The organism is Microcystis sp. 49638_E5, from assembly GCF_021300285.1.
GTDB classification, from domain to species: domain Bacteria; phylum Cyanobacteriota; class Cyanobacteriia; order Cyanobacteriales; family Microcystaceae; genus Microcystis; species Microcystis aeruginosa_C.
Map to the genome: position 1 here is coordinate 17392 of NZ_JAJTDH010000072.1, position 10115 is coordinate 27506.

Here is a 10115-nt window from a genome sequence, read left to right on the forward strand (position 1 = left end):
GCTCCCTCTCTGCCCAGCAATGCTCTAAAGTTGATAAATATCAATCTAACAAAAACTCAAAGCTTTAGTATACAAGCTTTTTTATTTATTCTCTCTTTTCCCCTTTCCCCTCTCCCTTATCCCCTCTCCCATCTCCCTTATCCCTTATCCCCTCTCCCTTATCCCCTCTCCCTTATCCCCAATTCCTAATTCATAATTCATAATTCATAATTCCCACTTAAATCTATGCTTAATCTCGTCTCCCTTCCAGAAATTCCCGCCGCTGCTTGGAAACGTCCTCTAGGCAAAGGTTGGGAAAAACCCTACAGCGTCCGTTACGCCAGCAATTTAGATGATGGTCCTTGGCATGGGATGCCTCTGGGGGGATTTGGGGCCGGTTGCATCGGACGTTCCCCCAAAGGTGACTTTAACCTCTGGCATCTGGACGGCGGTGAACACAGTTTTAATAGCCTTGCCGCCTGTCAATTTAGCATTTTTGAACAAACAGAAGACGGAAGCACCCAAGCCTACGCTATGGCGACGGAAAGCCCGACGGATGGAACATTATCGCGCTGGTCGTGGTATCCAGCCGAAAAGGGAACATATTCTGCCCTTTATCCCCGCAGTTGGTACGAGTACAAAGATGTTTTTCAGACTCAATTAATTTGTGAACAATTCTCACCAGTTTGGGCGCATAATTATCAAGAAAGTAGTTATCCTATAGCCCTATTTGAATGGACGGCTCATAATCCCACCGATAAACCGATTACTATTAGTATTATGCTGACTTGGCAAAATACAATCGGTTGGTTTACTAACGCGATTAAATCCCCAGTGGTTAAGGTGAGAGATGATGGCAGTCCCGTCTATGAATATCAATCAAAATGGGGGGAAAGTGAGGGTAATTATAATCAATGGATTGTCGATAATTTCCGCGTTGGCTGTCTAATGCGTCGGGATTACGAAAACCCCGGGGAAGGGGATGGACAGATGGCGATTGCCACTATCACTAATCCAAGTCTAGAGGTATTCTATCGGGGTAAATGGAACCCTGCTGGCGATGGGGGCGAAGTTTGGGACTATTTCGCCATGAATGGCTCTTTACCGGATATTGAGGACGAAACCACCGCCGAAAAAGGGGAACAAACGGCCACGGCCATGGCGATTCGTTTTACCATTCGTCCGGGGAAAACTCGCAAAATTCCTTTTATTTTAGCTTGGGATTTACCCGTAACCGAATTTGCCCAAGGAATTAACTATTATCGTCGTTATACGGACTTTTTCGGTCGCAATGGTCAAAATGCTTGGGCGATGGTACGCACGGCTTTAAAACACGGCGATACATGGCGAGAAAATATTATTAACTGGCAAAAACCGATCCTAGAACGCAGCGATCTGGCCGATTGGTTTAAAATGGCTTTATTTAATGAATTATACCTGTTAACGGACGGCGGTACTCTCTGGACGGCCGCCACGGAACAGGATGCGATCGGTCAATTCGGAGTGTTAGAATGTATTGATTATCGTTGGTATGAAAGTCTGGATGTGCGTCTCTATGGTTCCTTTGGGTTATTGATGTTATGGCCGCGCTTAGAAAAGGCCGTCATGGAAGCTTTTGCGAGGGCAATTCCCAGCAGTGACGACACTCCTCGGATTATTGGATATAACCAAGCTAGTGCCATTCGTAAGGCTAAAAATGCCACTCCCCACGATTTAGGCGCACCCAATGAACACCCTTGGCAAAAGAGCAATTACACCAGTTATCAAGATTGTAATCTCTGGAAAGATTTAGGCAGTGATTTTGTTTTATTAGTCTATCGGGATTATTTATTAACGGGGGCTAAAGATGAGGATTTTCTGCGGGAATGTTGGCCGTCAATTGTCCTGACTTTGCAATATTTAAAAACTTTTGACCTTGATAACGATGGGATTCCCGAAAATTCCGGCGCACCAGACCAAACCTTTGATGATTGGCGTTTACAAGGAATTAGTGCCTATTGTGGTGGTTTGTGGATAGCGGCCCTAGAAGCAACGATTAAAATTGGCGAAATCATTGGAGAAGATACGGCAATTTTTGCCAGTTGGTTACAGCAATCTCGCGCTATTTATCATCAGACTCTCTGGAATGGAGAATATTATAATTTAGATAGTGGCAGTGGTTCCGATGTGGTGATGACTGACCAATTATGCGGTCAATTTTATGCCCGTTTATTGGCTTTACCGGATGTGGTAGAAAATCAATACACGCAATCAGCTTTAGGTAAGATTTATCAGGCTTGTTTTCTCAAGTTTCATGGGGGAAAATTTGGGGCGGCAAATGGGTTAAAACCCGATGGTACTCCCGAAAATCCCCAGGCAACTCATCCCTTGGAAGTTTGGGTAGGAATTAATTTTGGGTTGGTGGCTTTTTTACTACAAATGGGAATGGAAAAGCAAGGATGGCAAATTACAGAAGCGGTGGTGAAACAAGTCTATGAAAATGGCTTACAATTTCGCACCCCGGAAGCAATAACATCGGTGGGAACTTTTCGCGCCTGTCATTATTTACGCGCCATGGCTATCTGGGCTATCTATGGGATTTTGACGGAATTTCAGGGATAAGTAGGTAGGCGTTAAAAATTATCAGATACCCCCCTTATCAAGGGGGGATTAAGGGGGGATCGGCACCCCCCTTATCAAGGGGGGATTAAGGGGGGATCGGCACCCCCCTTATCAAGGGGGGATTAAGGGGGGATCGGCACCCCCCTTATCAAGGGCATTTTTAATTTAATTATAACCAGCTACTTAGTCTAAACGCTGTAGGCTGGAGAAACCTGACTCGATCTATGAGCGTCAGCTATGCCATGAAAAGAACGATTTCCCGGATTGTCTGGATACTTCTCTCCCTAGCAGCGATCGCTCTAGCGGTTTTTCTGTTCAGTCCGCGGCCTGTGGAAGAAGCCAAGGCTGACTACTGGATCATGAGTCGGTTAGCGGTCAATCAACCAGGTTATTTTCCCCTAGAGCAATCCCTCGATCCGCGATGGTATCAACCGATCGCCCCCTGGATCGGTCGCCTGATTTTGCCAAAACCGGAGGAATATTCGGCGACACCGGGGGAAGATTGGACTTGGTTGCAGGTTTACCAAGCACCGCAGCCAGATTTAGTCGGTCAAAAAGTTCGTTTAGGTTGGCGGCAATCCCCGGCACTGGCTCGATATTTAGGACTGGTTACTAAGGATATTCGCTTCACTCCAGAGGCGATCGAGAGTGAAAAACAGGGAAATATCCTACCGACTCGCTTGAATGGTCGTTCAGGGGTCGGACCACTGCAAGCGCTGGCTGGATCGCGACCGCTCGATGATGTGGTGGTCAGCTTTCCCGATGCAGAAATCGGGGAAACGTCATTACAAGTGGAGCGAATGCCCTTGATCGTTACCGGGCGCTTTGTGGCATTGGTGAAAATTATCGGCGAAGCTCCCCCCCGAACCCCCAGCGACATCCCCAAGGTTTGCCCCGGTTCACCCCCCTGTGGCAGCGAACTTTTCCGAGTGCAACACTATAACCGCGACAGTGGACAATTCGACGGCAGCTCGGAAGTGATCCGCATTCCCCAACAACCCTTAGTTTCCGGAGGACGTTTTATCTCGACCCCCCGACAGTTAGCAGCGGCGAGGGAAGGAAAGGAGGGCTGGTATATCTACGGTGCGCGGGGACGGGATAACCTCTTTACCGTTCAAGCAATCAAACCTCGATCGCTGTTTCAACTGCAACCGACGGCAACCCTGACCGGGGTGCAATCGGGCCAAGATTACATCGCCCGCAGCACTTGGAACGATACCCCATCCCGCAAAGGAACCGCCAGTCGGGTAACAGTCCTGCCGGAGGGTGAAAAAAAATCATGGAAAGAGGGCGATAAAGGCATAGGAATTCATCTCTTCGGGGGAATCGGCGGTAAAAAAGGTGAAATTATTCAATTAGGAACGGTAACGGGTCATTTTTCCTATTTTCTCTACGAAGTGATTCGGGATGCCCTGACGGGAGAGTTACAGTGGCAGCTCGATTATGATCAGGTGTACGCTCACAATCCCCAGGGGATTTTATCTGGATATCAGAGTTGGGCGAACTATACGGGTAGTTTAGAGCGGGGATGGCTTAATTCCCGACCCCTATCCGATGCGATCGTGAAATTAGACCTATTGGAGGATTATAACTTCGGCGGGGTTTCTCTGTCCCCCCTGACAGAATTCCACAAGCAGTTAGAGATCATGATGGCTCGCTACCGGATCGGGGACGGGACCGGGGTTTCTAGCGTTACTCCTGCGACTTCCTGCGTGCAGGACTCGAATCAGGCCCTTTATATCACGATCGCTACCCTACGCCACCAGTTTGAAACCGATCCGCAGATCGCCGCTTGGTTGACAACCCATGCCGACGACCCAGAAACCTTGCGTTTTCAACGTTTGGGACAATTGAGCGATCGTTTGGAACGGGTATTAGCTCCCCGGGGGGTGATCCGGCCCGATTGGCGGCAAAACGCCCAAATTCTCGCCGGTATCACCGATAGTCGGGGCAAAGGCTTTATTCGGGAAAATACACTGGCCAACGCTCTACTAAGCTGGCGATCGATGTTACCGCGAGGCAGCAACGACGTGATTAGCGAGATTTTCCTGCGGTCAGGAGCTACTCTCTGGTTCCTCCGTACTAATCAGGTCGGGGGAGCGATGCCGGAGATTTTACCCCTCGCACCGACCAAGTTATTCGGGGAAATGCCGATGATCGCACCGATGCTCCGTCGCACCTTGGCAGCGATCGTGCTGCCCCTTACCGGTCGGGATTGGGGGGTGATGGCGATCGGATTGGGATTATACGGTGCGATCGCCCTAACTATCGGTTTTCGGTCGGGTTTTTTACGTTGGCGCTCCCCCGAAGGGAGACCGTTAGAGATACTGAAGATGCTCGTCTTCTGTTTTTTCTTCCCGGCATTCTGGGAGGAATTCGTCTTTCGGGTACTGTTAATTCCCCATCCCGAAACGGCAACTTCCACAGCTAACCTGATCCTCTCTGCTTTGGTCAGCATCACTCTTTTTACTGTCTATCATCCCCTCAATGCAATTATTTTTTACAAAAAGGGCAATCCGACTTTTTTTCAGCCTATTTTCTTGATTTTAGCGGCTTTATTGGGATTAACTTGCACCGTTGTCTATTGGCTGACCGGTTCTCTCTGGACGATCTCGGTGCTGCATTGGTTGGTGGTGGTGGTTTGGTTGCTGTTTTTGAACGGTCTATCCCGACTGACAAGGCGATCGAAGCGAGGCAGTTTTTAATGTTGTATTGATCGGACAATACCTGATGAGCCTTTTTCTGTCAACTCTTGAGGCCGATGCGTTTCATTTTTGAATTGCCGTAATTATAACCAGCTACTTAGGGTCTGCTGAATAAATCTAAAAACCTTGCTGGATAAGACTTTTAGCCTTTTTTGAAATCCAAAAGTACCAGATATGGGAGTGATCAGGGGGAAATTCAGCTACTTTTTCCAGATTCATATCTCAAATCAGCAACGCCTATTTTTCCTCCGAATTTGTGAAACGTTTGAGAGACTCACTTCAAGGAATCAATTCAACTGGTTGTTGAGTGACATATAGCCACATCAAAAGAAACAGAAGTATAGCGATCGCAACTGCCAAAAATAGCAGTGAACGATTCTTACAACCTGCTGCTTCTGGAACCACATAGGTATTAGTAGGAGGAAGTTTCCAAGCATAAGGATTGTCAGGAATCGGAACTTGCACCTGAACTGTCGTTCCATTGATTGGCTGTCCGTTAACCAACTGGCTGATATCGATTCTCCGCAAAGGTCTGAGGCAGGCTTCTAGACCCAGACAAGGTTGACTGGTGTTTCCCGTGCCAGCGCATTGAAAGTTTCCGGTGACTCGACCTTTGATTTGCCAAGTCTTCACGTCTAAAGTCCCTTCAAAGCTACCGATGAACGAACCAATTTCATCCAGGTTGCCCACTAACCGACCTTTTAAGCGTTGCCCATCCCAGGTGATGTCAGTCAGGGTTCCTGCAAAAGGACCGGAAAGGGAACCAAATACCTTCCCTCGGACTTCCCCATCAAAGGGAGGTTCAAGCTGCTGGTCTTCACCGGGGGGCAGATCGATTGTCAGGGTCAAAAGTCGCTCTTCACTGGGTTTCAGCCCTATTCCTTTGGTGTCTTCTAGAATTCGCGCTTTCCACCGCCGGGGCAGAGGCCCCTGCACCTTCAGTTCGAGGGCAATTTCCTCATCTAAAGGATTCGTGACGATGAAGGGCAACCGGAAAGGTGTTCCTGGTGTATAGGGAGCATAGGCAATATTGGACTGCACCTCATTGTTGTAAGTGTTGACATCGTTATCAGAAGTGACAACGGCCTTCAAGCAGAAATGGTCAACTGTTTCACCCGCTGCTAGAGGTGGAATGTACCATTTCACACTGGCACTGGCAGGGGGACTGTTCTGGGCGCTATCCGGGAAATTGGACTCACCTGCTACAAGCGTACCAATATTGAGAACTTGAATGTTGCCATCCTTGTCTGTCACCTCTAGCCAACCGCTGGGTGTACCAACCTTTGCATAATAGAAGTTCACCTGTACATTCTGGGCAGCCTGATCACCTACGTTTCTGACGCGGCAATAGACGGTGTTTTCATACTGGGTGGGATTGCTCATTGAGTCAGTGATATTGATGAGAGCATTCCACTCCGAAGCTCCGCCATTGTTGATGAAGAGATCCACCGATGACCAATCTGGACTAGAGATACCGATATAAGGACGCGACATCCACCAGCTAGCACCCCAGCGCAGGAAGGTTACGTCTGCACCGTAAGTAGTACCCACAGGATGGAGACCCACAGCATAAAACGCCAGTATGGTTGTTTTGTGTTCGAGAGAATCTACGCCATAAAGATCTTCTGCGGCACTCACGCAACCACTTCGCAATGTTCGGAAAGTGTTCTCATCGTTCGCTGGAAGTCCCGTAGCAGCTCCGATATTGCTGAAATAGTTAGTAAGGGCGCGATACCAAATCCGCGCAGCTTTTAGAAAATCTTTGCCGCCAACCGTTTGCCGCCCCATACTATACACCGGGATCAGAACCGGAGTGCGTGAGGCCCGTTGATGAACCCCACCTTGACCCATAAGAAAGGCACAGTGGGCGAGGATAGTACCTCGTGCGTAGAAGTCGGTTGTGGTGTTGCGATCATCAAAATTATCTAGTTTGTTAGAAGCGTAAGCTGCTGCATCCCGTGGATAGGCAATATTACGGATAATTTGCTGTGGCGTAGCTAGGGAAATATCTCTTGCCGATAACCATTGTTCAGTAGAGAGTCCTGCAAATACATCCGATAAGCCTTCATGAACTGCTCCTAACCAATCCGAGTAAGTTAGTCCTGGGTCATTTGCGCCGTCGATAAAAGAACAATTTGTGATGGCGTGTTGATACTCATGTGCAAAGAAGAAATGTGAACCAACAAAGTAGTCGTAAGTGGTGCCGTCACTATCCATAAAGGCAAGCCAATATGTCCACACCCCTGCTGCCTTTCTGCGCCAATGGTAAGCATTAACTGTGGTGCAGTCATCAGGCGCCCACTCATCTGGTGGATAACAGTGAGCAAGGACATTTATGGTTAGAGGAGGCACTGGAGGGTTAGGATACTGCCCGTCATCCCACCCATCTCTGTCAGCCAGCGCATTGTACCACTCATACTGCTGCTGAGCGAAATAATGGGCATCGACTTCTGGTTGCTGACCATTAGTGCGGCTAACAGTCGCTGAAGGCAGCCGATTCCAATTCTTGTCGCCCTCCGTGTCTTCTGAAACCGGAAGAGTACCGTTAACCAGAGCAGTTCCAATCTCTGAGTTGGAATTATAAGAAGTGCTACAAGCAGCATCGTAAGTCACGATGTCTCGGCTATGGGTCGTATCTTTGAGACGATAGGTGGAGGTTGTGTCTAACCGGACGATATTTAATGTCCGAGTGGTGGGACCGCCGAGAGGTGTTACTGCAAGACCAGAGCCAGTGTCAGCAGTTTCCGCCGTATGAATGGTTGGTGCAAACAGGATTTCCTCGCCTGTAGTTGCATCAATAACCAACTGTCCATAGGTAATATTAGGAAATTCTGTAGGTTCCCCCCTGCTATCCCTGTTGTAGGCTCCATACCCATAGGACAGCCAAGCTAGGCGGAAGGCATTTTGCCAGGGGTAAACCACTAGCCGAGGTGGGTCAGTTAACGGGAAACTTCCTTCTTGCGGCTCAACCCGACTGCGAAGTTCTGAAAAGCCTTGCACTGGTTCAATACGCTGTAGAAGTAATGTCTGCAACTGTTGAGGATTAATGGCTAATTCTCTATCTACCTGGATATCTCGCCAGCAACTCGATTGCACTTCAATTAATGTGCCGTCTGACTTAAAATGGGCTGCCAGTTTTGAGCCATAAACCTCTATGGCGTTATCTTGGATCAATTCCCTTAAGGCAGGCTGTTCGCCGTTGGGATAATAGTATTGCTGAAACGCCAGATGAACCCATCCCAAATCATCGGTGCGGCTGCGTAGCAGTCTGAGCGACCTGCTGATATCTGGTGGCCCCAATAGTTCACCATAGGTTTCCAGGAAAGCTAGGCTATTAGGTTCAGCAACAGCCCGAAGATTACTGGGTGCAACAGCAGGAGCAGTGGTTAAGTTCCCACGGATGGAGGATGCTACCCCTCTCACCTCGTCCCATTGAATGTTGAGATTTGGATCAATCTCCCGCAATTGCCCCAGCAATGATGGCTGACTTTGTGTGATATTTCTCATGATCTTTAAACCCCTTTGCTTGAAGATGAATTGTCTTTGAAGGTAGTTGATAACTCGTACTTATCAAAATGCTCTTTGTCGTTTCAGATGATGTCCTCACCTCACCCAAAAATCACAAGTCCTGCGGCAGGAACCGTAATCAATACCGCCTTCCCATTCCGCGCTTCCACTGTCACCGACTGACCAATCTGCGCCGCGTCCTTTGAATAAATGCACTGCAAAACATCACCTCCTTGGTGCAGGTCATTATCGATCGTCACCCAAGCCGTTTTGGGCTGGTCATAATCGGTGTTAATCGCCAGTAGCATCTCCTTGCCGTTGAAAATCCGCGACCAAGGCACGACCGATCGAATTTGTCCATTCACCATCTCCGGCAAGCTGAAGCAGACTCCATCATCGGCGGCCGAAATCGGGCGCAGGTATTGGCGACCACGACGCAGGACGATGTTTTTTCGCCGTATTTCCAGCACTTTGGCGAGTTCTCGGTACACCGGATTGTCTTCATTAAAGAAATGCAGCCCCCTGGTTCGGAACGCTCCAAATTCACCGCCGAACATGGACTCCCGGATGTAGCGATCGCTCCCTCCCCGCCCATCAAAGCACTGTTCGCTGCCGTAGTAGATGCAGGGAATGCCCAGGGTTAAAGCATTTAAGGCTAAAACATTCAGCACGACTTTCGAGGCATGGGCATCGGCACAGAAACGAGCTTTCTGATTGCCTTTGCGTACTTGGTCGTGATCGTCAAAGGAAGTCACTACCTTATTGCGGAACCAGATATGAGAACCTTTATTGACCAACTCCGAGTTACGGAACAGGCTGAAATAGTCGTTGGGATTACGATATCCCTTGACCAGATATTCCAGCTTATCGGGAATATCATCGATCCCTAAAGCGGCACTGAGTCCGGTTAATTCCAGAGTTTCGTAGGCTCGTTTGCGTCCGCCAGTAATCTCGCCCAGCAGGAAAAAATTTTCCTTGCCAATGCTTTGGGCAAACTCGCGAATCACCGAGACAAAGTACCGAGTCGCGCCCCTGTCCATGTGCTTGACGGTATCAATGCGGAAGCCATCGATATCGGCGTAGGCGATCCAGTATTTATAGGCTTCACACAAATGGCGCAGGGCAGCAGACACCTGGTAATCATCGGCCGAACCGTAGCCGTGATCGATGTCCTTGAGGTCAAAGAAATCTCCTTCCCGGAATTCGGGGTCATCGAAAATTTGGGTCTGAAACCCCGCCGTTTTACGGCGGCTTTGCTGTTAAATATGAGCATCGTTTACGAAATATATGCTAAAATGTGAGGTATGGAAAAAGCCTATTCTT

The 10115-nt window shown here is 48.7% G+C and carries 5 protein-coding genes; 3 read left to right on the top strand and 2 right to left on the bottom strand.

Going from position 1 to position 10115, the window contains the following annotated elements:
* Positions 1-225: 225 nt before the first annotated feature.
* Together LW728_RS17605 and LW728_RS17610 are read left to right on the top strand one after the other, a co-directional pair.
* Positions 226-2580, top strand: a complete 2355-nt coding sequence (locus tag LW728_RS17605; RefSeq protein ID WP_287767430.1) for a GH116 family glycosyl hydrolase — start codon at positions 226-228, stop codon at positions 2578-2580.
* A gap of 224 nt (positions 2581-2804) precedes the next feature.
* The gene (locus LW728_RS17610; RefSeq protein WP_287669039.1) at positions 2805-5285 is read left to right on the top strand and encodes a CPBP family glutamic-type intramembrane protease; all 2481 of its coding nucleotides are present in this window, start codon (positions 2805-2807) and stop codon (positions 5283-5285) included.
* Between the two features lie 279 nt (positions 5286-5564).
* On the opposite strand, the gene LW728_RS17615 is transcribed toward LW728_RS17610, so the two are convergent.
* Complete coding sequence (locus LW728_RS17615; protein WP_287767432.1) at positions 5565-8792, bottom strand: M4 family metallopeptidase; 3228 nt, start codon at positions 8790-8792, stop codon at positions 5565-5567.
* A gap of 101 nt (positions 8793-8893) precedes the next feature.
* Positions 8894-9925, bottom strand: a complete 1032-nt coding sequence (locus tag LW728_RS17620) for an alpha-amylase family glycosyl hydrolase (protein ID WP_287767434.1) — start codon at positions 9923-9925, stop codon at positions 8894-8896.
* A 27-nt stretch (positions 9926-9952) separates the two neighbouring features.
* Here LW728_RS17620 and LW728_RS17625 point away from each other — a divergent pair, with 27 nt between their 5' ends.
* Complete coding sequence (locus tag LW728_RS17625) at positions 9953-10093, top strand: hypothetical protein (RefSeq protein WP_287688712.1); 141 nt, start codon at positions 9953-9955, stop codon at positions 10091-10093.
* Positions 10094-10115 lie beyond the last annotated feature (22 nt).